The organism is Burkholderia mayonis (assembly GCF_001523745.2).
Lineage (GTDB): Bacteria > Pseudomonadota > Gammaproteobacteria > Burkholderiales > Burkholderiaceae > Burkholderia > Burkholderia mayonis.
On record NZ_CP013387.1, the window covers coordinates 1,558,309 to 1,584,943 of the forward strand.

25 protein-coding genes and 1 pseudogene are annotated in these 26,635 nt (G+C 63.9%); 10 read left to right on the forward strand and 16 right to left on the reverse strand.

Annotated features, from left to right (window positions below; genetic code table 11):
• Window positions 1-18 precede the first annotated feature (18 nt).
• From WS70_RS25525 to WS70_RS25565, 9 genes are all read right to left on the reverse strand, one after another.
• Complete coding sequence (locus tag WS70_RS25525) at window positions 19-465, reverse strand: low molecular weight protein-tyrosine-phosphatase (protein WP_108034127.1); 447 nt, start codon at window positions 463-465, stop codon at window positions 19-21.
• Between the two features lie 55 nt (window positions 466-520).
• The gene (locus tag WS70_RS25530; RefSeq protein WP_159082964.1) at window positions 521-1,714 is read right to left on the reverse strand and encodes a polysaccharide biosynthesis/export family protein; all 1,194 of its coding nucleotides are present in this window, start codon (window positions 1,712-1,714) and stop codon (window positions 521-523) included.
• Window positions 1,704-2,885: an MraY family glycosyltransferase gene (locus tag WS70_RS25535; RefSeq protein ID WP_059598410.1), complete on the reverse strand. Its 1,182-nt coding sequence runs from the start codon at window positions 2,883-2,885 to the stop codon at window positions 1,704-1,706. The genes WS70_RS25530 and WS70_RS25535 overlap by 11 nt, the downstream gene beginning before the upstream one ends.
• Window positions 2,886-2,977: 92 nt before the next feature.
• Window positions 2,978-3,715, reverse strand: a complete 738-nt coding sequence (locus tag WS70_RS25540; RefSeq protein WP_059473015.1) for a carboxypeptidase-like regulatory domain-containing protein — start codon at window positions 3,713-3,715, stop codon at window positions 2,978-2,980.
• A 40-nt stretch (window positions 3,716-3,755) separates the two neighbouring features.
• A complete protein-coding gene (locus tag WS70_RS25545; protein ID WP_059598375.1) occupies window positions 3,756-5,948 on the reverse strand; it encodes a YjbH domain-containing protein in 2,193 nt (730 codons plus the stop codon).
• 164 nt (window positions 5,949-6,112) lie between these two features.
• Window positions 6,113-7,630, reverse strand: a complete 1,518-nt coding sequence (locus WS70_RS25550; RefSeq protein ID WP_059598376.1) for a mannose-1-phosphate guanylyltransferase/mannose-6-phosphate isomerase — start codon at window positions 7,628-7,630, stop codon at window positions 6,113-6,115.
• Between the two features lie 151 nt (window positions 7,631-7,781).
• Entirely contained in the window at window positions 7,782-8,879 is a 1,098-nt protein-coding gene (locus WS70_RS25555) for a GlxA family transcriptional regulator (RefSeq protein WP_082722433.1), read from the reverse strand.
• 1,288 nt (window positions 8,880-10,167) lie between these two features.
• Window positions 10,168-10,689, reverse strand: a complete 522-nt coding sequence (locus tag WS70_RS25560) for a hypothetical protein (protein ID WP_059598377.1) — start codon at window positions 10,687-10,689, stop codon at window positions 10,168-10,170.
• 52 nt (window positions 10,690-10,741) lie between these two features.
• Window positions 10,742-11,323 carry a cysteine hydrolase family protein gene (locus WS70_RS25565; RefSeq protein ID WP_059473010.1) on the reverse strand — a complete coding sequence of 194 codons (582 nt, stop codon included), beginning with the start codon at window positions 11,321-11,323 and terminating at the stop codon, window positions 10,742-10,744.
• Window positions 11,324-11,867: 544 nt separating this feature from the next.
• On the opposite strand from WS70_RS25565, the gene WS70_RS25570 reads away from it, so the two are divergent.
• The 6 genes from WS70_RS25570 to WS70_RS25595 all read left to right on the forward strand — a co-directional run bounded on the left by WS70_RS25570 (window position 11,868) and on the right by WS70_RS25595 (window position 19,211).
• Window positions 11,868-12,470: a nucleotidyltransferase family protein gene (locus WS70_RS25570; protein ID WP_059473009.1), complete on the forward strand. Its 603-nt coding sequence runs from the start codon at window positions 11,868-11,870 to the stop codon at window positions 12,468-12,470.
• 103 nt (window positions 12,471-12,573) lie between these two features.
• Window positions 12,574-12,723 (forward strand): hypothetical protein, encoded by a 150-nt coding sequence (locus WS70_RS32520; protein ID WP_010109053.1) that lies wholly within the window; start codon window positions 12,574-12,576, stop codon window positions 12,721-12,723.
• Window positions 12,724-13,258: 535 nt separating this feature from the next.
• A complete protein-coding gene (locus WS70_RS25575) occupies window positions 13,259-14,812 on the forward strand; it encodes a methyl-accepting chemotaxis protein (protein WP_059473008.1) in 1,554 nt (517 codons plus the stop codon).
• Window positions 14,813-15,422: 610 nt separating this feature from the next.
• On the forward strand, window positions 15,423-17,207 hold the full coding sequence (locus WS70_RS25585) for a peptidoglycan D,D-transpeptidase FtsI family protein (protein ID WP_059473007.1): 1,785 nt from the start codon (window positions 15,423-15,425) through the stop codon (window positions 17,205-17,207).
• A 185-nt stretch (window positions 17,208-17,392) separates the two neighbouring features.
• The gene (locus WS70_RS25590) at window positions 17,393-18,394 is read left to right on the forward strand and encodes an arabinose ABC transporter substrate-binding protein (protein ID WP_059473006.1); all 1,002 of its coding nucleotides are present in this window, start codon (window positions 17,393-17,395) and stop codon (window positions 18,392-18,394) included.
• Between the two features lie 52 nt (window positions 18,395-18,446).
• Window positions 18,447-19,211, forward strand: coding sequence for an SDR family oxidoreductase (locus tag WS70_RS25595; protein ID WP_059598379.1), 765 nt, complete (start codon window positions 18,447-18,449; stop codon window positions 19,209-19,211).
• Between the two features lie 280 nt (window positions 19,212-19,491).
• Here the strand turns inward: WS70_RS25595 and WS70_RS25605 are convergent, their stop codons facing one another.
• Window positions 19,492-21,234 carry a cation:proton antiporter domain-containing protein gene (locus tag WS70_RS25605; RefSeq protein WP_059473003.1) on the reverse strand — a complete coding sequence of 581 codons (1,743 nt, stop codon included), beginning with the start codon at window positions 21,232-21,234 and terminating at the stop codon, window positions 19,492-19,494.
• Window positions 21,235-22,153: 919 nt separating this feature from the next.
• On the reverse strand, window positions 22,154-22,447 hold the full coding sequence (locus WS70_RS32530) for a hypothetical protein (protein WP_197419297.1): 294 nt from the start codon (window positions 22,445-22,447) through the stop codon (window positions 22,154-22,156).
• Window positions 22,448-22,800: 353 nt separating this feature from the next.
• Here WS70_RS32530 and WS70_RS25615 point away from each other — a divergent pair, with 353 nt between their 5' ends.
• Window positions 22,801-23,232, forward strand: coding sequence for a GNAT family N-acetyltransferase (locus WS70_RS25615; RefSeq protein ID WP_059598380.1), 432 nt, complete (start codon window positions 22,801-22,803; stop codon window positions 23,230-23,232).
• Between the two features lie 224 nt (window positions 23,233-23,456).
• Window positions 23,457-23,762 carry a hypothetical protein gene (locus WS70_RS31880; protein ID WP_159082966.1) on the forward strand — a complete coding sequence of 102 codons (306 nt, stop codon included), beginning with the start codon at window positions 23,457-23,459 and terminating at the stop codon, window positions 23,760-23,762.
• A 207-nt stretch (window positions 23,763-23,969) separates the two neighbouring features.
• Here the strand turns inward: WS70_RS31880 and infA are convergent, their stop codons facing one another.
• Window positions 23,970-24,236, reverse strand: a complete 267-nt coding sequence (gene infA, locus WS70_RS25620) for a translation initiation factor IF-1 (protein ID WP_025990473.1) — start codon at window positions 24,234-24,236, stop codon at window positions 23,970-23,972.
• A gap of 19 nt (window positions 24,237-24,255) precedes the next feature.
• Here infA and WS70_RS31885 point away from each other — a divergent pair, with 19 nt between their 5' ends.
• Window positions 24,256-24,393, forward strand: a complete 138-nt coding sequence (locus WS70_RS31885) for a hypothetical protein (RefSeq protein WP_156438343.1) — start codon at window positions 24,256-24,258, stop codon at window positions 24,391-24,393.
• A gap of 27 nt (window positions 24,394-24,420) precedes the next feature.
• Here the strand turns inward: WS70_RS31885 and WS70_RS33465 are convergent, their stop codons facing one another.
• Window positions 24,421-24,555, reverse strand: coding sequence for a hypothetical protein (locus tag WS70_RS33465; protein ID WP_257791892.1), 135 nt, complete (start codon window positions 24,553-24,555; stop codon window positions 24,421-24,423).
• A gap of 242 nt (window positions 24,556-24,797) precedes the next feature.
• Window positions 24,798-25,001: a cold-shock protein gene (locus tag WS70_RS25625; RefSeq protein ID WP_010109085.1), complete on the reverse strand. Its 204-nt coding sequence runs from the start codon at window positions 24,999-25,001 to the stop codon at window positions 24,798-24,800.
• Window positions 25,002-25,296: 295 nt separating this feature from the next.
• On the opposite strand from WS70_RS25625, the pseudogene WS70_RS33925 reads away from it, so the two are divergent.
• A pseudogene (locus tag WS70_RS33925) lies at window positions 25,297-25,434 on the forward strand (helix-turn-helix domain-containing protein); the annotation flags it as partial.
• An 87-nt stretch (window positions 25,435-25,521) separates the two neighbouring features.
• Here the strand turns inward: WS70_RS33925 and WS70_RS25635 are convergent.
• Together WS70_RS25635 and sseE are read right to left on the reverse strand one after the other, a co-directional pair.
• Window positions 25,522-25,992 carry a DM13 domain-containing protein gene (locus WS70_RS25635; RefSeq protein WP_059473001.1) on the reverse strand — a complete coding sequence of 157 codons (471 nt, stop codon included), beginning with the start codon at window positions 25,990-25,992 and terminating at the stop codon, window positions 25,522-25,524.
• 197 nt (window positions 25,993-26,189) lie between these two features.
• Window positions 26,190-26,624, reverse strand: a complete 435-nt coding sequence (gene sseE, locus WS70_RS25640) for a type III secretion system effector protein SseE (RefSeq protein WP_059473000.1) — start codon at window positions 26,622-26,624, stop codon at window positions 26,190-26,192.
• Window positions 26,625-26,635 lie beyond the last annotated feature (11 nt).

Here is a 26,635-nt window from a genome sequence, read left to right on the forward strand (position 1 = left end):
AATTCGATCGTTCTTGTTTCAAGATGGCGCGAAGAGCGTGTGGATTCGCGCAACCCAATCCTCAACGCCCTGCTCGATCAGGTCGAGACAGCCGTCGAATTGCCGCGGCTCGCCACCGCTCGGATCGGGTACGTCAAAGCTGCCAAACTGGCCAATGCGAAAAACGCGACCGCGTGCAAATGGGTAGCAGCGCTCGATAGCATGGCGGTGCACTTCCTCCATGACGAGAATCAGATCGGCCTGCCGACAGTGAAGCGATAGGAGTTGACGGGCGCGATGCATGGCAAGATCGATGCCCCGCGAACGCATTAGATCGAGCACGTACGGGTCGGCGCCACATCCGATCGCGGCATCGAGGCCGGCCGACGTAATCTCGAGTGCGGGCAGTTGCAGATGCAACAGCCCCTCAGCCATCGGACTGCGGCAGATGTTTGCGACACATACCGTCAAGATCGAAATCGACACTTCCGTGTACCTCGTCAATGTGCCCCGCTCCCGACATGGTTGCTCGTTGCGAGAATCAGTTGCCCATCGTCGAGCGTGTCGCGCTCAACCCGAGCGCGCTCGGTAGCAGCAGATTGATCACGCGGCTCCAGCGTGCGAGACCCGTCGAGTCGACATAGACGACGTCCTTGGGCTGCAGCCTGAAGTGCTCGGCGAGCGCAAGCCCGACCGGCGATCTACTGTCGAGGCGAAAGACTTGAGGCCTTTCGGGGTTGTCGCTCGCACGCACGACATAGACACCTTCTGATTGTGCCGTGGCCGGATTGACACTCATCGCCTCGGCAAGCGCATCATTGAGGGACAGTTGCCCATCATGCATTGGCACGGGCGTCGGCTTGCCCACCTCGCCGACGACGAACACCTGGTTGTATGTCTGAGGCTGCACGCGTACGACATCGCGATCGCGCAACATGATTTGCGACGTATCCACGCCTTGTGCAGCAAGCGCCGGCAAGTTCAGGAGGTAGCGTTTGCCGGCGCGCAGCACTTCGACGCGGCTCGTGTCGCCGATGCCGGCCGGAATGCCGTTGGCTTCGCTGAGCGCCTCTGCAAGCGACATCGGCACGTCGGTGACCGGCTTGATGCCCGGCTGCCCAACCTGCCCTTCGACGAAGACCCGCTGACTGCGATAGGCGATGACGCTGATCGTCAGCTTCGGATTTCTCAGAAAGTGACCGAGTCCTTTTGTCATCACGGCCTGCAATTCGCCGACGGTGAGCCCGCCCGCCTTGACGAATCCCAGATACGGATATTGAATCCCTCCGTCGGCGCCGACGACGAAGCCTGGAACCGTTTGTGTGGTCAACCCGGGCCCGGCGGGCTGTGCCCCAGCCGTCTCGCCTATCGAATAGGTCAGATTTGGCACGACCAGTTCCGGATGCTCCCAGACGATGATCGACAACACATCGGCTGGCCCGATCCTGTACGGTTGCGGCATACCGATCATCGCCTTGTATCCGTCGTCAGGATCGAGTCGCCGTTGTTCATTCTGATCGTGAATGAGCGACGGTGTGATCGTCACGATATGCGGCACCGACAACGGATCACCTGGATCAACGGGTGCTTTTGGATCGAAGCGCATGCCTGGTGCAGCGGTGCATGCCGCGCAGAAGAGTGGCAGCAGCCACGCAAGCGGCGCAGCGCGCAGGCGCCTGTCATGCCATCCCACGCGGCGCGTCCCCCTGCTTCCAGAGGCGAGATCAGCAGACATCGTTCTCCGATCCCCGGTGTTCTGAGTGATGAACGCGCGCCAGGGCCGCGTTGCGATCGGCGCGACCCGCTTCCGTATTCGAGGGCCTTCCGACAAAAAGCCAGCGCGGCGTCCTGAAGTGTACGATCGACGCATACAGCCAGACATAGAGGGCAATGAACGCGCAGATCGACACAAACATCAGCACGCCATTGCGCCAGAATAGCGTCGCCGGCACTACGGCGAGGAGCGTCAACAGCCACAGGAAGGGCGCGGTCCCGGAGTTGGACAGCAATCGTTTGTGCCGGTCGCATCCATGCGCTCCACAGCGACGCGCACGCCGGTAGATCAGTGTGTGAAGGTGGAGGCAATCGGGTGCGCTGACCGGCCTGCCGCGCACCATCTTGCGTCGATACATCGAAAACAGCGTCTCCCAGGTCGGATATATGCTGACCAGCACCGCATACCAGGTCGAGACCGCCGGATGAACCTCGAGCAGCACAAGCAGCTCGGCAATCACAAAGCCGATGAAGTACGCCCCGCCGTCACCGAGAAACACGAGCCCGGCAGGGTAGTTCCAGACCGCGAACCCGCCGATCGCGCCGATCATGATAAGCGCGGTCCACATGACGAATGCATCGCCGACGTGATAAGCGACGCAGGCTATCGAAGCGAGGATGAAGATGCCGACGACTGACGAGAGGCCGTTGACGCCATCGATGATGTTGAGCGCATTCGTGAGCCCCGTCACTGCGACGACGGTAAACACGACGGCGAAAGGAACGACGGCCAGAGCGGTATCGACGATCGGCAGGCCGACGCGCCTTATCACCGCGCCCAGGATCAGGCAGCCAAGCAGCGCGGCGGCTATCACGCTCAGGAATCGCGCACGCGGGCTCACTCGCTTCGTGACGTCCTCGAGCAGTCCGGCCATCAGCGCCGGCGCCGCACAGGCGAAGAGCGCCGCGGGCAGCGGCGTCAGTGCGGCCGTCCCCGATAGAAAGCAGCAGGCAAGCGCTGCAGCGAAGGCGATCCCTACGCCGCCGATTCTCGGCACAGCCAGCATGTGCATCTTCTGCACGCCACGGAGGTCATAGTCGAGCATACGCATACCATTCACGCTTGCGTATCGAACGATGACGGCATTTCCGATCAGAGAAGCGGCAAACGCTACTACGAAGATGAGCAGCATCGTCGTTGTCCCGAAAAATGGGTGTCGCGTCATGCGCGACATTCGCGTGACCGATGAATCCCACGCTGGTTCTCGCGCGACATACCGTTCGATCAGTTCCCCGTCGACGGGCTACTTCCACCCGTGCCGCCCGTCGCACCGGTCGCTCCGCCGCCAGGGTTGTATGGATTGGACTCACCCGCGGACCACGCTGCAGCCGTAGCCTGGTCTGACGGCAAACGCGTTGTCGGATTGATCGCGCCTGTTGTGGCAAGCGCATCGAGATCGGCGTCCGCGCCCGCACCGCTTCCTGCCACGAACGAAATGCTCAGAAAGTTTCTTATGCCAAGTGTTATGTTGAAAATTCTATTGATCAGATCGACGATGGCCGACTCTGCTGTGTTGATCTGCACGGGATCGGATATCAATGCTAGCGCGTTCGCATTGCCAGAGAAGTTCGCGAAAAGTGCGGGCTCGCTCGTTTTCAATTGCCCGCTGACATACTGCACAAGCAGTTCCGTTAGCGGCGTGATATTGATCAGGCCGGCGCCAGGTGCGAGCGAGTGCAACGTCCGCGTCCCGTCCGTCGCCGTTACGACGCAAGGTGTCTGAACCAACGCTGTCAAACTGTAGTTACCATTGGCATCCGTGGTGGTCGAGGCGGCGCCGGTGCGGCACGTAAAGGTTACGACCGCGTTCGGAAACGGCGCGCCCAGCGCCGCGGTTCCGTTGAAGGAAGTGGGCTTAGTCGCGCCACCTCCACCGCCGCCGCCACAGGCGGAAAGCCCCAACGCAATGGGCACGAGAACGGTCATCAGTGCAAGGGGGCGAGCAAACGTTGCGAGTTTCATAGTGATCCCTCCGCGATAAGCAAATCGCTAAATTCGATCATCATTTCGTGCCTTCCATGACTGGCAGTGCGAATCGCCGCCAGGCGTCGCGCATGCGAAAAAGCTGAGACTGGAAGTAAGCCTCACTGAAGCGACCTTGATTCAGCAGGAACTGCTGCGTGCTGTAGCCAAACGAGAGGTCTTCGGCAGCACCCGAACTTACGGTGTTTGCCGCGCTGCCGACACGCGTTCTCACCGACAACGGGACGGTCTCCGCTCCCGTCACCTCGATGACACCGGGCGACATACCCTGGCGTGGCGTCAACGGGAAGCTGATCGAGACACCTGCGAACGTGCCTCCTTCGCTGTGGCTCACCGAGAGCCCCACCGCGACATCGTCGAACCAGCGCACGATGTTCAGAAGAGGCCCGCGGTCGCCGCCGACGTAGCGGGCGACGCCCGCTTCGACCCACAGATGCCACGACGGTTGCACCCAGCGGTAGAGCAGTACCGCGTTTTCCACGTTGCGCCGGACTGCCGACGAGGATGCTCCGTGGAAGCGCTTCAGATAGGCCAAACGCAAGCGGACGATATCCGGGCGCGACGGCACGAAGAATGTCATTTCGTCCTCGATGCCGAAATAATGAAAGCCGATCTTCCCAATGCCAGCGACATTGAGTGTCTGCGCATTCGCCCACAGAATCTGATTGAGCGTCACGTCCGAAAGCCCGGTCTCAAGCGCAAACTCATCGAACACGCGACCGCTTCCGACATTGGCGCTGTTCCTGATCGGCGCTACGTAGCTCGCATAGAGTTCCGCGCCTTTCCACAGTGGAACAAAACCTTCGATATTGGCTGCGAGCGAATAATCAAACTTCCCGTACTCCGTTCCGATCAGGTAGCTCGTTTTCGGAGCGATTTCGATGCGTGCGAGCGAACGTGGACCAGGTTCGATCGACGCCCAGGATACATCCGCGTCACTGAAAGTCGGACGCGTCGACATCAATAGCGTGTCGCCAGCGTCGCGGTCGTCGTGTCCGCCTACGATGAAGGCAGCAAAGCTCTGACGGTCCACCGACACCTGTCCCACGGCCATACCGGCCTTTTTGATCACGGCCACGACTCTTATCACATCGCATGGCGCGACCCTCGCAGCCACGCCGAATACGATGCCGAGTGCGTCCGCTTCGTTCTGGTTGTAGCGATGGTTCTCGTACTCGACGATCAGGTAGCGGCGGTATCGGCCCAACTTGACACGTTCGAGACCAAGGCGGATCAACAAGTCACGAATGGTCAACAAACGATCGGCGCCCTGATCGACTGTGGTGGCCGAACATCGTTCGGGCACGATGCCGTCTCTCGCCACGGATGGCGCGTGACGCTCGCCGGCCACATCAATTGCCGCGCGTGGCTCGATTCGCGGCGCAGCACTTGAGCCCGGCCGGTCTAGGAAACGCGGCTCCGGCGTCAAAGCCGCTGCCTCGGGAGATCCCCCGCTTCGATCCGGCGTAACCAGCGCCAGCGGATCGTCGTAGCGCCGGCCAAGGGGAATTTGCAGGCCTAGCGAAACAGCCGTCCTGCCAACCGGGAGCGCACTCTGCCTCGCGCTCAATGAGTGTTGCACCGTGCCGATGAGCCGCGCGTCCCCGAGCCAAGCAATGGCGGGAGAGCGATACCGCACGCCGGCATAGGCAACGCTTGAGTCGTGTTCGGCCAGCACGGACAATCCGCTGCGCCCAAGCATAAGTTCGGCGCCGCCGAATACACCATTCAGACGCTGCCCGCCCCATCCCGCGCCGAACGTGACGCGAACCGGGCCGAACGAATCCGTGACAACAACATACTTCGACCGGAAAAACTTCGTCTGACCGCCGAAATCGGTGGCGCCGATTGCGATGTCGGGCTGGCCCTCGAAGACATGCGGCACTCCCAGCTTTACGTTGCCGAGCAGGTGCCGGATAACGAAGCTCTCCTGCCCTGGTATTACACTCGGTTGGGGCTTCGCGTAGTTGACGAGTCCGCCGGAGATTTCCACGTAAGGAAGAAAACCGAATGCCCCGAAGTAGCTTTGCGCACTCGAAGCCTGCGTTGCGAAGCGAGGATCCTTGTAGTCGTTGAACTGGAACTCGGCTTCGCCCGTCGGTAGCGTCGTTCCGTAGGGTATGACGAGTCCGCCCGTTTGCCCGAGAAACGACATCGCCGGCTCTGACGACAATGCGAACTTCGCATGCGTCGCCGCAAGCGCGAGCAACATCCGCGCGAGGCGCCTTGCATGCCTCGAACGCGTGGCCTTACGCATCGGCGGTCGCATTCGCGTCGCGTGGCATGCTGTTTGCGCAGCGCGGCATGCCGCGCTGCCGGCCCGGCGCGTGCAAGGGCAATGCGGCGGGACTCCCGGAGCAATATCGTAAGCGCATTTCATGTGCGGCCGTACAAATCGTCGAAACGCACGATGTCATCTTCGCCGAGATACGAACCAGACTGCACCTCGATGACTTCGAGAGGCAGTTTGCCGGGGTTCTCGAGGCGATGCCGCGCACCGAGCGGGATGTCCGTCGATTGGCCCTCGCTGAGCAGAAACTGTTCGTCGCCGCGCACGACACGCGCCGTTCCGCGCACGACCACCCAACGCTCGGACCTGTGATGATGAAGCTGCAGCGACAATCGCTCGCCGGGCTTGACGACCAGGCGCTTTACCAAAAAATGTTCGCCCCGGTCGATCAAGTCGTAATAGCCCCACGGACACCGCACCTTGCGATGCGTGTCCGCTTCGGGCGCACGTCGTGCCTTAAGACTGTCGACGAGTCCCTTGACGTGCTGCACGTGCGAGCGATCAACCACCAGCACGGCGTCGTCCGTGTCGATGACGACCAGGCCCGTCACGCCGACACAGGCGACAAGGCGTCCTTCAGAAAGCGCGAAGGTCGATCTTGCCGCCTCGAACACTACGCGGCCACGCGCCACGTTGCCGCTCGGATCCTTGTCGAACGCCTCCCATACGGCGTTCCAGGACCCTACGTCCGACCAGCCGCCTTCGAGCGGCACCATCACGCCAGGCGGCAATGCCGGGTCCGCGCCCAGATGCTCCATCACGGCGTAGTCGATGGAATCCGATGGTGAGCGCTCGAACCATTCCGCGGATGCGCGGGTCGCCAGACCCGCGGCGCTCGCGTGCGTTATGGCCGACACGCATGCCTCGTGCATCTCGGACTCCAACGTCTTCACCGCATCGAGCCAGACCGTCGCGCGTACGACGACAATGCCGCTGTTCCACCAGTAAGCACTGGAGGCGACGTACTGTGCCGCCAGATCCGGAGCCGGCTTCTCCACGAAGCGTACGATGCCGCTCGTCCCGTCCTCGCGCAGCGAGCCCGTCAAAATATAGCCGTAGGCTGTGTCAGGGCGGGTCGGCCGAACGCCGAGAGCGACGATCGCTCCGTTGCGCGCAGCACCGACGGCCACGGCCAGTGCATGGTGGAGCGCCGCGATGTCCTCGATCACGTGGTCCGCAGGCATGGCGACGAGGACGGCATCGTCCGTTCTTGCATCCACGAATGCCGCAGCAAGCGTCAGCGCCGGCGCAGTATTGCGCCGGACGGGCTCGAGAATCAACTCGGCCTCGATATTCTTCGCCTGCAACTGCTCCACCGTGACGAAGCGTTGTTCCTCGCTGCAAACGACGAGCGGTTTGCACAGGTGCGCCGCCTCGGCGCAAAAACCGTCCATCCGTCGGGCTGTCGCTTGGAGCAACGAATCGCCCCCGAACAGGTCGATCAGTTGTTTCGGGTAGAGCTCCCGCGACATCGGCCACAGGCGCGTTCCTGCACCGCCGGCAAGGATGATGGGAACGACGGCCGTCGTCCCGTCGGCTGCCGCCCGGTCCCAGTCCGATCCTTCGTCTTCCCTTGTCCGCGAGAAAACGCAATCTTCGCTCATGCCTTCCTCCCGATGACGATGCCCGTTGCTCCGCGCCGACGGGCTGTTCGACGTCGCGTCGCGCCCAGCTTTCCGTCCAGACCGTTCAACCCCGTGGAACCCGCCAGGGCAACCACCCATGGCCACGTCGAGGCAGCGTGGCCGCCGATCGCTACGCTGCGAGAGAGTCGCCGCCACGTTCAGTCCGCTGGCGGAAAACAGATGCACCTGCGTCCTCGGGCATCTCATCCGGTACGCTGCGTGTGGTCCTTCGATAATCCGCCGGCGACATCGAGAAGTGTTTCTGAAAGAGCTTGCGCAGATGATCACCATTGAACAGGCCGCAGCGCCGCGCAATCTTGTCGAGCGGCAGATCGGCGTCGACGAGCAGGCGCCGTGCGAGATTGAGGCGAACGCTCGTCAGATACTCGCTGGGCGTCAGGCCGATCTCGCGCTTGAACCGGCGCAGGAAGTTGCGCTCGCTCATCGACGCATGCCGGGCCAGAGCGGCCACAGAAATCGAGTGGTCGCTGTTCTCGTGGATCCATCGCACCGACCAGGCAATGCGCTCGCTCAATATGCGTTTTTCATTGCTGCTTCGCTCGGCTGTATCGACGAAAATCACCCGTAGATACGAGTTGATCCTTCTCTCCAGTTCCAACGCGACCCCTGTGCCAAAGTCGCTGCGCATCATGCTGAGCACGGCATCCACGGCCAGTTCGTACTGGACGGTACCCCGGCCCTCGCCCGTCGCACGCGCAGAGGTTGCCGCGCGCCACACGGCACTATCGTCCGCAAGAACTTTGTAACCGGCGGCTGGATTGTCGGCGCGCCCACTCATCGAGAGAATCGCCTCCGCACCCGGTGCAAGACCCATTACGAGCGCGTGCTTTGGCAGTTGGCGCAGCCACGACAACAAGTCTGCATCGTGTGAGGCGGCACCGGCTCCTGTTCCTCCGGCAACAAATACCGCTTCAAACAGCCGTGCGTCGTGGACACTGGTCGCTCTTGCAAACAGCTGTACGAACGGACCGCATGGGACGAGGGCCTGCCGGCTCGATAGCACCACCACACTGTATTCGGGCCTTTTCGTATCGCCACGGGCCAGTTCATTGCCAATCCGGAGTATCTCCGCGATCGAGCTGACCTCTGTCAGCGAAAAATTCTCGAAGACGACGATCGCGACCTTGCGCTCCCGCTGTGGCAATTCGTTTTTCGAAAATTCCTGGGTTCGCGCCGCATTTTCATAATCCGCCTTCCCCCATTCCATTTTGGCTCTCCAGAATTTGCGATTCCTCTTTTCTTAAACTGGTATGGAACGAATTTTGTCCTTATCGATGGGCATCATATGCATTGGATCGCCACACCATAAGAGATGTCCGATCCATATGGCAAGTTGGCGGAAGGGTTGCCGATCGTTTTTTTGCGCCGACGATCCGAGCATACGTGCCAGCACCTGAATCCATGTGTTCCGACTTGTCGCCTGATCACATAAACTGAACAGTACGATCATTTATCTAAAATTTAATAATTCTCGGCGCAGTCGCATGAGGAATGACAAGGTGTTTAATTTCTGAATTTGACGATGTTAATTAATAGCTAACATTGCGGAACTCAATTGCCTGGATCTTGCACGTTTATTAAATGACATAAACTCCATGAAGATGGCGTTGCCGGTATTCGTGATTATATTAATCCTCACATATGGTAAAGGTTTTTAGTTATCGATCGTGGCTACAAACGCATCAACAGGCTGGTCGAGATCGGTCCGCGATCGATAACTAAAAAAACCTTTGCCTTCTGCCGTACGTGAAATTTTGGCAAGTTCACAGGCCATCAATTCGCCGTCAAGCGCGAGTGAAGTTCTCGGCTACTGGAGTGAACTTCCTCTGTAATTTCGCCTTCCATCAGGTCGTGCATAAACTCGACCCAAAGGAAGGAAAGAAGAGATGTTCACCCTGGCCTGATTCCCTCAGCTACGGGATTCGCGAAGCAGGGGCAAGGTCAGTTCGCACCCGCGACAGTCCGTGGTTGGGATTCCCTCCATAACCTTTCCACCACTGGTCGAACGATCTCATAAACGGAGATAGCTTATTTGCAATCGATGGTCCTCTCGATTTCTTTGATCCGACTAATCCACGACACGGAACCACTTGTCGAGAGGCGAGCTTCGACATTGACCAAATGTTTCAATTCGCGACGTGCCAAACACGGTTTGAAGCAACGCATCCATTCAAACAACCGCTCTTGCAAATATTTACTAAACTGCAATGACAGGCCAGTGAAATAAAGTGCGATTAATGCAACCCCGCCAATCACAATTCAAAACAAAATAGTTTTACTAATGAAGCCATGCTGATTCACATATCTCGTAAAATTCTGAGCAACATCATGAATGACAAACCAAAATAACGCAGCAATCAAACCGCCATGAAGGAAGAGACAGATCAACATTCACGTCGGCATATCTTTGAATTCTCTTTTTTACCGAATCCTCAACGATTGAACAATAGAGTGAATCAGTTTCATTTGACACGCCGCTTATTGGTGCAGTCGGATTATAAAATGGCGCCCCAAACGAAATCCACTGCAGTAACTACCAGCTTCCAGCGATTTCTGCGACATCCTCTTCCATACCTCGCACGTCGACCGCGTCCGGCGCAGGTGGAACGAGAAGGTTGCCCCCGTTCAACGAACTGCCGACCACTCTGCCAATCCGACGATGGCAGCCATTCGCAGCCGCCGAAGCGCACGAGGATGTCCTCCTCGTAGGCATCGATCAACTCATGCTCAAATCGGAATTCCCGCGACGCCGTCCGGTCGGACATACGCAACGGACGCTCCAAGGCACGTCCCTCGCCGTCTGTCGTGATAATGTTGATCACCAAGAGCCTGAACGGCTTCCGCTGCACATGCGGGATGGCGGCGCCGTTCGTGATCGCGCCATACCACTCTGCAGTCACCCTGAGCCGCTCATTCTCGAACGCCCGGATGATCGTGTATTCACGATCTGGTCTGCGCGTCTTCCACACGATGCCTGAAATCGGCACGCGGTCGCGCCCCATGTATCCCGCCGCCATCGTCAGATCCTCGTAGCGAACCGGATCCTGTCCGGCAAGACGCCGGCGAAGATCAGTGCTGGCGCATCGCCAGCACGACGATATCCGCAGCGACCAGGACGCGCGCGTAATCCATCGCGAGATTGCTGAGCGACAGCGCATGAACGTCCTCGGCGGACCAGAGCCGCCCCGACAAGTCGCGCTGGTCGAACGTGAAACACGCGTCGCCCGCGACGATTGCTTCGAACCCGAGATTCCCCGCCGAGCGCGCGGTCGACTCGACCGAATTGTTCGTGATCACGCCCGCGATCACGACCTGCGCGATTGCCCGCTCATGCAGCCAGCGCGTAAGCCCGGTCGCCGCGAACGCATCGGGGACGTTCTTCTCGATTACGTGCTCGTGCGCGAGCGGTGCGAACGCGTCCTGAAATTCCGCGCCGGTTTGTCCCGGCCAGAACACCGAATCCGGCGACCGGGAAATATGTCGGACGTGCACGATCGGACGCCCGGCACTCCGCCAGCAATCGAGCAGTTTCCCGGCGCGCGTCTCAGCGTCCGGATTGTTGCGGCGGCCGAGCTTCGGATCGTAGATGCCTTTCTGCAGATCGATGAGCAGCAGCGCGGCGTGCGCGGAAAGCGATGTGGATGCATCCATGTGGAAAGCGAATCGATCGCGAAAGCGAAAGCGAAGACGAAACGGCGATTGTAACGACCGTGGCGCGGATCGGGATCGACGAAAAAGTCGCGAACCTTCGTCGCCTCCTTCCGAGCTGTGGCGCGTCGTCGACACCAGCCGCTTTGCCACCGCTCGGAACTGGTTCGCCGCTCTCCCGCCAGCCGGCGCTTCGCAACTCCGGCGCTTGATTTTTCGGCTTCCCGTTTTTTTGGCTTCCAGGCCTCCCGATCTCTCGGCTTCCCGACTTCCCCGTCTTTCGGCATTTTCTTGATTTCTCCGCTCGGTTCCTCGGCTTCGCAGCCCCCCCGTTTCCCGCAATAACCGTCTCGATCGCTCATACGACGATCGCCGCGTGCGGACACTGATCCCGCGCGCCCCCCGCTATGGCCGCCATCCGGGCGAACGACGACACCAATCGCGGCCCGCCTCCGCCGCCATCGCTCGAAGGAAAGGGCTTCCCCGAACTTGCGCCCCGCCCGCGCCGCACCGCACAATCGCAGCACCTTCGCCACCCGTTACCGCCATGACTCATGCATCGCTCGCCACCGGCGTGCTGCTGGCCGCGGGCCTCGGTACCCGCTTCGACCCCGACGGCGTGCACAGCAAGCTGCTCGCGAAGCTGCCCGACGGCACGCCCATCGCCGTCGCGGCCGCCCAGCGGCTCGCCGCCGTGCTCCCCGACGTGATCGCGGTCGTGCGCCCCGGCGCGGAAAAGCTCGCGCACCTGCTCAACGACGTCGGCTGCCAGGTCGTGTTCGCGCCCGACGCCGAGCGCGGGATGGGCGCGAGCCTCGCGGCCGGCGTGCGGGCGAGCGCCGACAGCCCCGGCTGGATCGTCGCGCTCGCGGACATGCCGTGGATCGCGCCGTCGACGATCGAGGCCGTCGCACGCGCGCTCGACGTCGAGCTCGCGTCCACCGTCGCCCCCGTCTATCGCGGGCAGCGCGGCCATCCGGTCGGTTTCTCGAGCCGCCATTACGACGCGCTCGCCGCGCTCGACGGCGACACGGGCGCCCGCGCGCTGCTGGCGGCCGCCCCGCCCGCGCTCGTCGACGTCGACGATTCCGCCGTGCTGCGCGACGTCGACACGCGCGCCGACCTGCTCGCCCCGCCGCCGCGCGGCTGACGCCGCGTCATCCGGCAAACGCGCGTCCGATTGCCTATAACGGAAGACGAGACCCGGCGTGTGCCGCGCCGGTCCCTGCGTTTACCGAGATTTGCCGACTCCCATGACCGATCACACGACACCGTTGCCGGAACCGCCCGCCGACCCCACTCGCGACCCCGAAGAAGACGCGCTCGCGCCGCCGTCGCCCGGCCACCACCATCACGAGAATCCGCAGAAGCCGGAAGAGCCGCCGAGCAAGGACCCGGTGTGACGCGCCGGCGGCAAGCCGGCGCAGCCGGCACGCCGCGAACGCGCGCACGGATGCCGCCGAGGCCCGCGAGCCAGAAATCGGTTTGCTTGCGGGCTCGCGATCCGGAGATCGACCGCGCCTGACGGTTTCGCACGCCTTGCCGTCACGCTTTTCCGTCGTGCCCTCGCGCGTTTCGTCTCATTCCGTCGATCCGCCCGCCGCCCGCACGCGCCCCCTCATGCCGCGTGCGTCGATCCCGATGCGCCGACATCGGCCGCGACAAGCATTGCCGATCGCCGCGCCGTCGATCGAACGACGACGACATTGTCCATTCGGCCGACGAATCGCCGCCGTCCGCGCAACTGGCTGAAGATCCGCTCCCATCCGCCCGTCCGCATACGCCACGCCCGCATGCCGGGCGACATCCGTCAAACCGCCCTCAGGGCTTCCCCGCGTTCCGCCCGCACCTAGGGAATACCCGCCTGCGCCCGCGGTCCTCCGCGCCGATAAACAGGCATTCGTCCCCCATGCCTCAGCCCCTCCACGACTAAAGACCATGCGCTCTCTTTCCCTGAACCATAAGCTCACGTCGATGATCGTCATCCTTTGGGTCGGTCTGCTGTTGATCGGTGCGACCGGCGCATGGCAGAACCGCACGTCGATGGTCTCGGACCGGCGCGAGCAGCTCGCGAACCTGACCGCGCAGGCATACAGCGTGAGCGAGCATTTCTACAAGCTGTCGCAGCAGAACGCGATGCCCGAAGCCGACGCGAAGCGCGCCGCGCTCGAAGCGATCGCCGCGATGCGCTACGGCAAGGACGGCTATCTGTCGATCAACGACTCGAAGCCCGTCGTCGTGATGCATCCGATCAAGCCGGAGCTGAACGGCAAGGACGTGTCGGGCTTCACCGATCCGGGCGGCAAGCATCTGTTCGTCGAGATCGTGACAGCGGGCAACGCGGAGGGCGGCCTCGGCTTCGTCGAATACATGTGGCCGAAGCCGGGCGCCGACAAGCCGATCGACAAGACGAGCGCCGTCCGCCATTTCGCGCCGTGGGACTGGTACATCGTGACCGGCATGTACATGGACGACCTGCAGGCCGCCGTACTCGCGAGCACCGGCCGCTGGCTCGCGATGACGGCCGTGCTCGGCATCGCCGCGACGATGCTGATGGTGTTCGTGCTGCGCAGCGTGCGCGGCAGCCTCGGCGGCAATCTCGAGGCTGCCGTCGAAACCGCGCAGCGGATCGCGCAAGGCGACCTGACCGCGCACGTCGACATCCGCCGCGGCGACCGCGCGAGCCTCTTGCACGCGCTGCACACGATGCAGGCGGCGCTCATCGACATGGTGTCGCGCGTGCGGCTCGGCACCGAGAACATCAACGTCGGCGCGTCGGAGATCGCGGCCGGCAACACCGACCTGTCGCAGCGCACCGAGCAGCAGGCGGCCGCCCTCGTGCAGACGGCGTCGAACATGGACGAGATGACGTCGAACGTGAAGCACAACGCGGACAGCGCGTCGCAGGCGGCCGAACTCGCCGACCAGGCCGCACAGGTCGCGACGCGCGGCAGCGCGGTCGTCGACGACGTCGTGCGGACGATGGCCGAGATCACCGACGCGTCGCGCAAGATCGGCGACATCATCGGCGTGATCGACGGCATCGCATTCCAGACCAACATCCTCGCGCTCAATGCGGCGGTCGAGGCGGCGCGCGCGGGCGAACAGGGACGCGGCTTCGCGGTCGTCGCGGGCGAGGTGCGCACGCTCGCGCAGCGCTCGGCGACGGCGGCGAAGGAGATCAAGTCGTTGATCGAGACGTCGAACACGACGGTCGAGCACGGCGCGTCGCTCGTCACGCGCGCGGGCACGACGATGACGGAGATTGTGCAATCGGTGAAGCGCGTCAACGAGATTCTCGAGGAAATCAGCCACGCGTCGCGCGAACAGAGCGCGGGCATCGATCAGGTGAATCGCGCGGTCGGCGAGATGGACCAGGTCACGCAACAGAACGCGGCGCTCGTCGAGCAGGCCGCGGCCGCCGCGCATTCGCTGAAGGATCAGGCGGACGCGCTGCGCTCGGCGGTCGCGCAGTTCGCGCTGCCGGCCTGATCCGGATGCGATGTGACGACGACGGGGCGGCGCGGCCGCCCGGGATTCTCCCGTGCGTCGCCCGGCCGTTTCGCGCCCGCTCCGCCGCTGTCCGCTTCTTGCCGCCGTTCGCACGTGTTTATCGGCGTATCGCCGAATCCCTGCCGCGACCCGCGCGTCGCCGCGGTTGGCTGACGGTTTCCCGCTGATGGTTTCCCACTGACCGCCTCCCACGTACCGATGCCGATGCGCCGCGCTCGGCGCTTCCGCACCGCCTGATCGTTCCCGACGCCACGGCGTCTCGTCGTGCGCCACCCGCCTTCCGCGACGTCCCGCCGATCGACGCTCGCACCGCCCACACCCGCCGCGACTCCCGCATCCGAAACATCGATCGCATCCGCCGCGATCGATGATCGACGACACCTCTTCGACCGCCGTTTTCCGATGCGCGCGCCACGCTTCGTGCGCCCCCCCGAGCGTCCTTCGCCGCGTCCGCCCCGCCCGCGCGCTTCTTCAATATTTGTCAGACTTTTCAACGATTTGGCGGCCAAAGCAGACGAAATCATTACTCATTCATTACAATTCCACTTTCGGAACGCGATCCGCGATCCCGCCCAGCGATAGCCAGCCCATGCGCCTCAAGAAAAAACCGAAGTCGTCCGATCCTTACGTCGCCGTCGCGAAAAGTCCGATGCTGTCGTCGAACCTGCCGATGTGGCGCTCGAAGTTCATCGTGATCCTCGTGTTCATCGCGTTCGGCACGCTGATCGCCCGCGCGTTCTGGGTGCAGGTCGCGAATCAGGATTTCTACGTGGGCCAGGGCCAGAAGCGCTATCAGCGCACGATCGAGCTCGGCGCGATGCGCGGCAGCATCGTCGACCGCAACGGCGCGCTCCTCGCCGTCAGCCTGACGACCTATGAAATCTGGGCGAATCCGAAACAGGTCGACGAAGTCGCGTACGCGCCGCTCGCGAAGCTGCTCGACATGCCGCTCGCCGAGGTGCGGCGGCGCCTGACGAGCGACCGTTCGTTCGTGCTGCTCAAGCGCCAGGTCGATCCCGAAACGGCCGCCCGCATCGAGAAGCTCGATGTCGACGGCATCACGCAGGTCGCCGATTCGAAGCGCTTCTATCCGGAAGGCGAATCGGCCGCGCACGTCGTCGGCTTCACGAACGTCGAGGATCGGGGGCAGGAAGGCGTCGAACTCGCCGCGAACGGACGGCTGTCCGGCACCTCGGGCCAGCGCCAGGTGATCCGCGACCGGCTCGGCCGGATCATCTCCGACACCGGCCCGCTCGTGCCCGCGCAGCACGGCGCGACGATCGAGCTGACGATCGATCGCCGGATCCAGCAGCTCGCGTACGCGCAGCTCAAGTCCGCGATCGTCGCGAACAACGCGCAGGCGGGCAGCGTCGTCGTGCTCGACGCGCAGAACGGCGAGATCCTCGCGCTCGCGAACTACCCGACGTTCGATCCGAACGACCGCGCGCGCCTGACGGGCCAGCAGTTGCGCAACCGCGCGGTGATCGACACGTTCGAGCCCGGCTCGACGATCAAGCCGCTCGTCGTCGCGCTGTCGATCGACGCGGGCAAGGTGCGGCCGCAGACGATCATCGACACGTCGCCGGGCTCGTACAAGATCGGCCCGAACGTGATCCACGACACGTCGAACCACGGCGCGATCACGGTCGCGCAAGCGCTGCAGATGTCGAGCAACATCGCGCTCGCGAAGCTCGCGCTCAACCTGCCCGCCGAGACGATCTGGAACAAGTACCAGGAATACGGAATCGGCCGCGCGCCGGAACTGACGTTCCCCGGCGTCGCGTCCGGCCGGCTGCGCCCGTACAAACGCTGGCGGCCGATCGAGCAGGCGACGATGGCCTACGGCTACGGCCTCTCGGCGTCGCTGCTGCAGATCGCGCAGGTCTATACCGCCTACGCGGGCGACGGCACGCTGCATCCGGTGTCGCTGCTGAGAACGCGCACCGATCCGTCCTCCGTCGGCGCGCACCGCGGCCATCGCGTGACGACGCCCGCCACGGCGGCCGCGATCCGCTCGATGCTGGAAATGGCGGTCGGCCAGGGCGGCACCGGGCGCGCCGCGCGCATCGACGGCTACCGGATCGGCGGCAAGACGGGCACCGCGCGCAAGCAGGTCGGCGCGTCGTACGCAAAAGGCAAGTACCGCGCGCTCTTCTCCGGGATGGCGCCGATGAGCAATCCGCGCCTCATCGTCGCCGTGATGATCGACGAACCGGGAGCGAGAAGCTACTACGGCGGCACGGTCGCGGGACCGGTGTTCTCGTCGGTGATGAGCGGCTCGTTGCAGTTGCTCGGCGTGCCGCCCGACGCGCCCGTTGCCGCCGAGAAGCCGGCGGCGAGCGGCGTAAAGGCACCCGCGAAAACGAACGCATGACGCGACGCTGCCACCGCGATGCGGGCGCTGCGCCCGCACACATCCACGCCGATCCCATTCTTTAGGATCGCCTCGCATTATTTGAAAGCCCGCTTACCCGCCGCCTACAATTTCCCGCGCGACATGCATGCCGTCCGCGGCTCGCAAGGCCGCATCCATCGAAACGGAGCACGAAGGAGACGCTTATGGGATTGCGCTGGCCCCAGGCCGCCCTCGTCTGCGCGAGCATCGCCGCCGGCCTGTCGGCGGCGGCCCCTGCGCATGCGGAAGACGCGGCGACGGTAAAGATCGGCTTCGTCGTCAAGCAGCCCGACGACCCGTGGTTTCAGGACGAATGGCGCTTCGCCGAGCAGGCGGCGAAAGACAAGCACTTCACGCTCGTGAAGATCGCCGCGCCGAGCGGCGAGAAAGTGTCGACCGCGCTCGACAGCCTCGCCGCGCAAAAGGCGCAAGGCGTGATCATCTGCGCGCCCGACGTGAAGCTCGGCCCCGGCATCGCCGCGAAGGCCAAGCGCTACGGAATGAAGCTGATGTCGGTCGACGACCAGCTCGTCGACGGCCGCGGCGCGCCGCTTCCGAACGTGCCGCACATGGGCATCTCCGCGTACAAGATCGGCCGGCAGGTCGGCGAGGCGATCGCCGCCGAGGCAAAGCGGCGCGGCTGGAATCCGGCCGAGGTCGGCGTGCTGCGGCTCGCGTACGACCAGTTGCCGACCGCGCGCGAGCGCACGACAGGCGCCGTCGACGCGCTGAAGGAAGCCGGCTTCCCGGTCGCGAACGTCGTCGACGCGCCTGAAATGACGGCCGACACCGAAGGCGCGTTCAACGCGGCCAACATCGCGTTCACCAAGCATCGGAACTTCAGGCGCTGGGTCGCGTTCGGATCGAACGACGACACGACGGTCGGCGCGGTGCGCGCGGGCGAAGGCCGCGGGATCGGCGCGGACGACATGATCGCGGTCGGCATCAACGGCAGCCAGGTCGCGATGAACGAGTTCGCGAAGCCGAAACCGACGGGCTTTTACGGCTCGATCCTGCTGAACCCGCGGCAGCACGGCTACGACACGTCAGTCAACATGGTCGAGTGGATCACGCAGAACCGGACGCCGCCGCCGCTCGTGCTGACGTCCGGCACGCTGATCACGCGCGCGAACGAAAAGACGGCACGCGCGCAGCTCGGGCTGTGAGCGGGCGCGCGGCGGCGGCATCGGCCACCCGTTTCGAACCGAAGGAGAACGCATGACGATACGCACCACGCTGATCACGGGCGCCGCAGGCGGCATCGGACAGGCGCTCGTGCGCCGCTTTCTCGCCGCGGGCGACCGCGTGCTCGCGCTCGACCGCGACCGCGCGGCGCTCGCCGCATTCGTCGATGCGCTCGGCGATGCGGCCGTCGCGCCCGTCGTCGACGATCTGGGCGACGCCGAGCGCCTCGCGGCCGCGCTCGCGAACGAGCCCGTCGACGCGCTCGTCGCGAATGCGGGCACCGCCGCGTCGGCGACGCTGCGCACGACGACGGGCGCGTCGTGGCGCGCGGATCTCGACGCGAACCTGACCGCGACCTACGTGAGCGTCGAGGCGGTGCTCGCCGGGATGCGCACACGCCGCCGCGGCGCGATCACGATCGTCGGCTCGGTCAACGGCGTCGCCGCGCTCGGCCATCCGGCGTACAGCGCCGCGAAGGCGGGGCTCGTCAGTTATGCGAAGTCGCTCGCAATCGAATACGGGCGCGACGGCGTGCGCGCGAACATCGTCTGCCCCGGCACCGTGAAGACGCCCGCGTGGGAAGCGCGCGTCCGGCAGAACCCGCAGGTGTTCGAGCAACTGAAGAAGTGGTACCCACTCGAAGATTTCGCGACGCCCGACGACGTCGCGAACGCCGCGCTGTTCCTGTCCTCGGACGCGGCGCGCGCGATCACGGGCGTCATGCTGCCCGTCGACGGCGGACTGCTCGCCGGCAATCGCGTGATGGCGCAGGAGCTGACGCTCGAGCCGTTCTATTGACCGTTCGAAGCACGTGATGCGCGCGATGCGACGGACGCCGCGCCGCACGACGTCGATTGGAATCCGCGCGTCGACGATCGGGACGCGGCGCGACGCCGCTTCGATACGCCGAGTTGACGATTCGACGCGATTGCGCCGATCGGGCGATCCGGGCGAACGACCCGCCCGCCGGAGCGAGGCGTTCATGCCGCGAATGCCGCAAGCAAAACGACGCGCCCGCAAGCGCGCTTGCGCCTGACGCAAGCGCCCGCCTCCCGCCCCGCCCTCGCTCGGTCCGCATTCAATGCGCGGCCGCCGAGCGCGCCCGCCCAGCATCCGCGCCCATGCGCGCAAGCACGTGCTCGGTCATCCCGCGCGCGAGCTCCGTCTCGCCGACGAACACGTCGCCCATCCCTTCGTTCGCGAGCAGCGCCGCCTCGTCGTCGCTGTTCGTGCAGAGCGCAATCTCGATCGCCGGATTCAGCGTGCGCGCGATATCGACGATCTGCCGCACGTCGAACACGTCGGGCAGCGTGACGACCAGCATCCCCGCGCGCGCGATATGCGCCTGCACGAGCACGATCGGCTCGATCGCGTCGCCGGACACCGCCGCGACGCCGTCCGCGCGCAGCTTCTCGACCGTCTCGCGATTCTGCTCGACGACGACGTACGCGATCCCGCGCGCGTCGAGCGCCTGCGCGATTCGCGTGCCGACGCGCCCATAGCCGACGATCACGACCTGCCCCGTCAGATGCGTCTGCGGCGTCGACATCGGCAGCGCGGCGAGCGGATCGTCGCGCGACTCGAGCCGGCGCGCGAACGCCGAGTGCTTGCGGATCCACGCGAGCGCCGGATCGATCGCCGCGAACAGCAGCGTGTTGAGCGCGATCGACAGCAGCGCGACCGCGAGGATCAGGCTCTGCCCTTCGGCCGACAACAGCCCGAGCCCGCGCCCGAGGCTCGCGAGGATGAACGAGAATTCGCCGATCTGCGCGAGGCCCGCGCCGACCGTGAGCGCGGTGTTGAGCGGATAGCGGAACGCGAGCACGAGCGCGACGGCCGCGAGCGTCTTGCCAAAGACGACGATCGCCGCGACTTCGAGCACGTGCAGCGGCTCGTCGATCAGCACGCGCGGATCGAACAGCATGCCGACCGAGATGAAGAAGAGGACCGAGAACGCGTCTCGCAGCGGCAGCGTCTCGTCGGCCGCGCGGCGGCTGAACTCCGACTCGCGCATCATCATCCCGGCGAAGAACGCGCCGAGCGCGAACGACACGTCGAACAGCTTCGCCGCGCCGAACGCGACGCCGACCGCCGCCGCGATCATGCACAGCGTGAACAGCTCGCGCGAGCCGGTGCGCGCGACGAGCCACAGGATGCGGGGGAACACGCGCTTGCCGACGATGAGCATCAGTGCGATGAACGCGGCGACCTTCAGCAGCGTCACGCCGAGCGCGCCCCAGAGGCTGCCGCCCGCCGGCGCGGCGGCCGCGTCGCCGTGCGCGGGCGCGCCGCCGCCGAGGAGCCCGGCGAGCGGCGGCAGCAGCACGAGCACGAGCACCATCACGAGATCCTCGACGACGAGCCAGCCGACCGCGATCCGTCCGTTGACCGATTCGATGAGCCCGCGCCCTTCGAGCGCGCGCAGCAGCACGACCGTGCTCGCGACCGACAGCGCGAGACCGAACACGAGCGCGCCGCCGACGTTCCAGCCCCATAGCAGCGCGAGTCCGCCGCCGAGCGCCGTCGCGACGGCGATCTGGACGATCGCGCCGGGCAGCGCGATCTTGCGCACCGCGAGCAGATCGCCGAGCGAGAAATGCAGACCGACGCCGAACATCAGCAGCATCACGCCGATCTCGGCGAGCTGCTGCGCGAGCGCGAGATCGCCGACGAAGCCGGGCGTACCGGGGCCGATCACGATGCCGGCGAGCAGATAGCCGACGAGCGGCGGCATTTTCAGCAGCGACGCGAAGTAACCGAGGATCATCGCGAGACCGAAACCGGTCGCGAGCAGTGCAATCAGGCTGACGTCATGAGGCATCCGTGCTCCATTTGATGGCTGGGTGTAACGATTTCGTAAACATTGAAGGATAAGGGATCACGGCGACAAATGTGCGAACTGACCAAAATTTGCCGGAGGGCGATCGCGTGAAAACGGCGGGGCGGCCGCGATCGGGGAAACGAAACGGGCGTTCGGCCGGACGGCGATGCGTTCGCCGATCGCTCGGCGAAACGCGCGTGCGGGCGTCCGGGCACAAGTGCACATGCCTCACGCGCGCCGGTCGGATGTACCGATCGCGCGTCGCCTTGGCGCGGGCGACGCGCGAATGCCGGTTCGCGGCAGAAATCGACTTCGCAGCCCGCGACCGGAAAAGCGAGCGCGGCGAGCGCCGCCGCGCGCGACAAGCGGACAACGATGCATCACTTCGTGGAAATTCCGCAACGGATGACCGAGCGGCGGAGACGGCGCCGCGCGAAAGGAGGCCCCGGTAGCAAGCGGCACGGACCGCCGCGGACGTTCGATCCGCCGCTCCGTTGAAACGCCGACTTTCGCCCGATTCCGGCCGGGTTCGCTCGATCGAGCCCATCGATCGAGTCGCGCGCGGCGTCGAGCGACCGGTCGAGCAGGCAACGAAGCAGCGCGAGCTGCGGATGTTAGATGCGACGCGCCCGCTCGTCACGAAGGTTCATGATCAGGGCCGCCGTTACGTCGCCCAAGGTAACACGCTGATCCTGAATGGCGGGAAGACCGGGAGCGCTCAGCACCGGCAAATCGGGCGGACACCAAAGGTACGGCAGCTTGCTGCCCCATCGCAGAATCGACGAGCGCCATTCGCCCGGCAACGTATTCATCTCCTCGATCGTGATCTCGAGCGTCGACACGCTGCCGGATCCGTCCTCACTGCGCCATCATTCGCCGCGACCGAACCCGACCCGGGCGGCGCCCGTGTTCTTCCCGATCATGCGCACGAGCCAATCGCATTGAAACGACGACTCGTCGCTCGGCGGACTTCCGGTGCACAGCGTATGGACGTTTTCGTACTGCTGCGCGAATTGGCTGACGAGCACGCTTGCAATGCGGTCGGCCCCTTGACGTTGCTCGGAAACGATATCTCGTCGGTCTTCAATTCCATCACGAGTTCAGCATCGGGCATGAACGCGTCTTCGATCAGATGAGGACGATTTCCATCTTTCGCCTGGATGTAGGTTTCAATCGATTTCCCGAGAAACGCCTTATCGATGTTCCGATTCACGATGGACGATTAGCGGCAAGTTTAAATCCTTGTGTCGAATCGGCGGCGATACCCCTATGCGCCGATGATTGTCTCTTGCCGATCGCGGAAGATCGGTCGCGCTAAATCTCGCCTCGTCGAAATGCGATGCATCGGTCGCCTTGGCATGTGAACGCGCATCCGCATTATCCGGCAGTGGCCGCCGCGTCACCCGGTCGTTCGACGCGCTTCGGCGCGATCGGCCGCGCAACAAAAAAGGTGCTGGAAATCGTTCAATTCCGAACCCGATTGGCATAACGTGTCAATCGGCCTATATACACACACGCATAAATCGGTAAAATCGGTCTAAATCACCTCTTTTACCATTTATCATCATGAGCGTTCGCAGTCGAATACCCGCCGACAATCCGATATTGTTGGAAATTTGGCATCGGTCCGTGCGCGAAACACACACCTTTCTTCGTGAACGGGACATCGAGGCACTCTACCCGCAAGTCAGGGACGCATATCTGCCGAATGTCGCCGTATGGATCGACGAAGCCATCGACGGCCGCATTGCCGGTTTCATCGGCATGGACGGCGCGCAAGTCGAGATGTTGTTCGTCGACCCGGACCTGTTCAGCCAAGGTGTCGGGACGCGCCTCCTCGATCACGTCAGTGCGCAATATGCCAGCCTGACCGTCGACGTCAATGAGCAGAATCCGCAGGCGCACGGGTTCTATCGACGGTACGGATTCAAGGACGTCGGGCGCTCGGCGACCGATTCGGCCGGCGGGCCGTTTCCGCTCATTCACATGGCGTATTGAGCCGCTCGTTATCGGCAATTTCCGGTGGCTATGCGCTGACCGCTTCGAAATGGCCGAACGTCGGCGAGTGAGTCGAACAGAAGATCGACGCGCCATTTCGGCTGTCGTTGCCGTTCCATATGACGATCCGGGGTCAGCGGCAGAATCGCCGTCGATCTCGCGAGGGCGCGTCGCGGCTGCCGTGCATACTGCAACGGCTGTCTGCCGCTGGGAACGGTGGCGTGATGGATGTCGCCGAATGGCGAACACTCCGCCCGATGCAATTCGAAAGAGCCGCTGTCTCGATGAAGCGGCGCCTGCCACCCGGGCTCGCGGTTGTGCCCATGCGGCAGTGTTGCATGTGGCGTCCCGTATCGTTGCGTTTTCGTTTCCCGCTTGTGCGCCTTGCCGTGACGCAGAAAGACAGCTTTACGCGTGCCGCGGCTCGGCTCGGTGTTCACAGTCCGCGCTTAGCCAGACGATTCGCGCTCGACGAGCGGCTCGGCATCCGCGCGAAACTCAAGTCACCAGCTACGCCGCTCGAATTTTGAGCCATCTGGAATCACCCGGTTTCCGCCGTTCACGCCGGCACCGCCTCGGCGGCAGCGTCCAACGCGCAGCGGGCCCGCCATTTCTTCTTCGAGTCGGCCGGCAAAGCGCCGGCCATAACGGTCATTCGTGATCCGTGTGCGTCGCCACGACGATCGCCCGCGATCGAATCCGATCGTCGTTCGGCCGGATCCGCCGGAGCGCAGCGATCAGCGACGATTGAATCCGTTTCGAGGCGATCGCGCCGGTGCGCGTTCGTCCTTGTGCCGGAAGTTGATGCGTCCCTTCGTCAGATCGTAGACCGACAGCTCCAGCGTCACGCGGTCGCCCGCGAGAATGCGAATATGGTTCTTGCGCATGCGGCCCGATGCGTATGCACCGACGACTGCGCCGTTTTCCAACGTGACGCGATACTTGCTGTCCGGCAGCACCTCGTCGACGACCCCGTCCAGTTCCAGCAGTTCTTCCTTTGCCAAACCCATTCCTCCAAACAAAATGATTGACCGCAGCCGCAACGGTATGTCGATGTCCGCTCCCTTGCGGGACTTCGGCTTCAGCCCCGATGTCGAATGCGACGTTCATGCGGACGCGTTGCATCGTGACGTGCGCGCCGTCTGCCAGCCGCGCGGCTGACTCGGCTCGCTATTGCGTCTCGGTGAATTACTTCTTTTCGCGAGATTGGGCGAGCGGAGTCTTGGGCGCCGCCCAGTTCAAGACTGCGCCGGGAATCGGCTTGGCCTTGGTCTGCTTGGGTTTCTTCGGTTCCTTGTTGCTTCGCAACTGGCTCTCGGCCATGGTCCTCCTTGTGCATCGCTCGCGAGATCGCGATAAATGAATCGTCTGGCAGTGCGTTGCTGCGGTCGCGCCGTCTCCGCCTCTTTCGTGGCGGACGGACTTCGCGTATGAGGGTGCTGGACGTCTGGAAGCGAAACGGTCGCCGTCGTGAACGGACGGCGACCGCAACGGAGGCAGGTGCTGCGCGCGGGATCGCCGCAGCATGTCGGTCCCGCGAACGGGACCGGTGATGCTAACGCGAATTAAAGCGGCGTGATGTTCGACGCTTGCAGGCCCTTCGGGCCACGCTTCGTTTCATAGCTGACTTTTTGATTTTCGGCGAGCGTCTTGAAACCATCGCCGCGAATCTCGGAGAAGTGCGCGAACAGGTCGTCGCCACCCTTGTCAGGCGTAATGAAACCAAAACCCTTGCTGTCGTTGAACCACTTGACGGTACCGGTATCCATGAAGATCCCTTAAAAGAAACGGTTGAATTTGAACGGTTGCTCCCCGTTAGGGGCGCGGAAAAAAAAGATTCAAGGCGGGAGAGGACAACGAATACCGCGGGTAGCGGTGACTGATGGGCAATCGAGCTTCTTGAAAACTTCAATGCGTGACGCTACGCGACGTTTGCCGTTTCGTCAAGCTTTTTGTCGCGAGCAAATGAATTGTCCGGGTCTGTAGCACGTAATCTGTCCGGTTTTTGGGTGCGGCATGAAGCCAGCCGTAAGCCGGGCACGCTGGTTACAGGAAACCCGGAAGATGAGATTCGAAGAGGTCTACACGGACTGGCAGGAGAAGCGCCTGACGCAAGCGGAGGCCGCGAGGCTGCTGGGGGTATGCGAGCGCACGTTTCGCCGCCAGATGGGACGCTACGAAGCCGATGGGCTCGATGGGCTGATCGACAAGCGGATCGAGCAGATTTCGCATCGGCGTGCGCCCTTCGCCGGCCGCACGCGCGCAACGCCTCCGCGCGATCGACGCGCGTCATCGATACCTCGCCGCCCCGATGAACTGCGAAAACCGCTCGCACCAGATGACGACGGTCGTGTAATCGCCGACATCGACGCCGTCCGCGAGCGGCACGACGAAGTCGCCGAACGTCTTCAGCTCGCCGACCCGCAGCGCGCGCGACTTCGCCGCGACAAACGCCTGCTTCGACGCGACGAACTCCCGCGTCAGGTAGATCTTGTAGTCGGGTCCCGGCGCGACGCGCCCTTCGAATGCAAGCGCCGTGCGCGTGACGGATAGCTTGCCGTCCGTCCAGTGCAGCGGATCGCCGCCCGTCAGGCCGCGCTCGAAGCGCCCCGTGTAGAGCGCGCGGCCGGTGATCGGGCGCAGCTCGGTTTCGCTCGCCCCCGCGTCGGCCGTCAGGATCGGCAGCGCATACACGCCGAGCGCGAAACCCAGCACGAACGCGATCACGTGCGAGCCGATCCAGATCCCTTCTTTCTTCATTGCTTCCGTCCTCCGTAGTCGAATCGATGCGCCGGACGCCCGCGGACGGGGCCGGCACGACTACAGTCGGCGCAGCAGCCGAAATATGACAGACAGACGGACGGATGCGATCGCCGTGCGGCGTCCCGTCACGGGCGATCGAGCGTCGCGCCGGCTCGCGGGCGGCGTAGCGGCGAGCGGCGACGCCCGCCGTCCCGCTATTGCCGCGCGACGTCCGCCGCCTGCGCGCCGACCGGATAGATCAACCACGGATCGCCGTCGATATCACGCCAGTACGCGCCCTGCGCTTCGAGCACCGTCGCGAGCCGCTGCCGCAGCCGGTTGAGCTGCGCGTTCGACACCGTCTCGAAGAACGTTCCGCGCACCTCGCGCAGCGGAATGCCGGCGCGCTCCATCCGGTGCACGAGATGAATGAAGGTCGCGACCGCGTCGCTCGCGCCGCCCCCGCCGCCGCTCGCGGCGAGGTCGCAGACGACGAGGCTGTCGTCGACGAGCCGGTAGACAAGGTCGAGATCGTTGACCCGCACGCGCCAGCCGATCTGGAAGCGACTCCCGCCGAAATACGCGGGCTCCGGATGCATGCCTTGCGTTTGCAGATAGCGGGTCGCCGCGTCGAGGGCTTCGGCCTGCATTGGACGCCCCC

Coding starts and splice junctions, on each gene's coding strand:
- WS70_RS25545 (WP_059598375.1), bottom strand. CDS start 5,948: ATGTTGCTCGCGCTTGCGGCGACGCATGCGAAGTTCGCATTGTCGTCA.
- WS70_RS25625 (WP_010109085.1), bottom strand. CDS start 25,001: ATGGATACCGGTACCGTCAAGTGGTTCAACGACAGCAAGGGTTTTGGT.
- WS70_RS25585 (WP_059473007.1), top strand. CDS start 15,423: ATGCGCCTCAAGAAAAAACCGAAGTCGTCCGATCCTTACGTCGCCGTC.
- WS70_RS32520 (WP_010109053.1), top strand. CDS start 12,574: ATGACCGATCACACGACACCGTTGCCGGAACCGCCCGCCGACCCCACT.
- WS70_RS25575 (WP_059473008.1), top strand. CDS start 13,259: ATGCGCTCTCTTTCCCTGAACCATAAGCTCACGTCGATGATCGTCATC.
- WS70_RS25535 (WP_059598410.1), bottom strand. CDS start 2,885: ATGCTGCTCATCTTCGTAGTAGCGTTTGCCGCTTCTCTGATCGGAAAT.
- WS70_RS25540 (WP_059473015.1), bottom strand. CDS start 3,715: ATGAAACTCGCAACGTTTGCTCGCCCCCTTGCACTGATGACCGTTCTC.
- WS70_RS25530 (WP_159082964.1), bottom strand. CDS start 1,714: ATGTCTGCTGATCTCGCCTCTGGAAGCAGGGGGACGCGCCGCGTGGGA.
- WS70_RS31885 (WP_156438343.1), top strand. CDS start 24,256: ATGATTGACCGCAGCCGCAACGGTATGTCGATGTCCGCTCCCTTGCGG.
- WS70_RS25555 (WP_082722433.1), bottom strand. CDS start 8,879: ATGGAATGGGGGAAGGCGGATTATGAAAATGCGGCGCGAACCCAGGAA.
- WS70_RS25615 (WP_059598380.1), top strand. CDS start 22,801: ATGAGCGTTCGCAGTCGAATACCCGCCGACAATCCGATATTGTTGGAA.
- WS70_RS25595 (WP_059598379.1), top strand. CDS start 18,447: ATGACGATACGCACCACGCTGATCACGGGCGCCGCAGGCGGCATCGGA.
- sseE (WP_059473000.1), bottom strand. CDS start 26,624: ATGCAGGCCGAAGCCCTCGACGCGGCGACCCGCTATCTGCAAACGCAA.
- WS70_RS31880 (WP_159082966.1), top strand. CDS start 23,457: ATGGATGTCGCCGAATGGCGAACACTCCGCCCGATGCAATTCGAAAGA.
- WS70_RS25590 (WP_059473006.1), top strand. CDS start 17,393: ATGGGATTGCGCTGGCCCCAGGCCGCCCTCGTCTGCGCGAGCATCGCC.
- WS70_RS25570 (WP_059473009.1), top strand. CDS start 11,868: ATGACTCATGCATCGCTCGCCACCGGCGTGCTGCTGGCCGCGGGCCTC.
- WS70_RS25605 (WP_059473003.1), bottom strand. CDS start 21,234: ATGCCTCATGACGTCAGCCTGATTGCACTGCTCGCGACCGGTTTCGGT.
- WS70_RS33465 (WP_257791892.1), bottom strand. CDS start 24,555: ATGGCCGAGAGCCAGTTGCGAAGCAACAAGGAACCGAAGAAACCCAAG.
- WS70_RS25550 (WP_059598376.1), bottom strand. CDS start 7,630: ATGAGCGAAGATTGCGTTTTCTCGCGGACAAGGGAAGACGAAGGATCG.
- WS70_RS25635 (WP_059473001.1), bottom strand. CDS start 25,992: ATGAAGAAAGAAGGGATCTGGATCGGCTCGCACGTGATCGCGTTCGTG.
- WS70_RS25565 (WP_059473010.1), bottom strand. CDS start 11,323: ATGGATGCATCCACATCGCTTTCCGCGCACGCCGCGCTGCTGCTCATC.
- WS70_RS25560 (WP_059598377.1), bottom strand. CDS start 10,689: ATGGCGGCGGGATACATGGGGCGCGACCGCGTGCCGATTTCAGGCATC.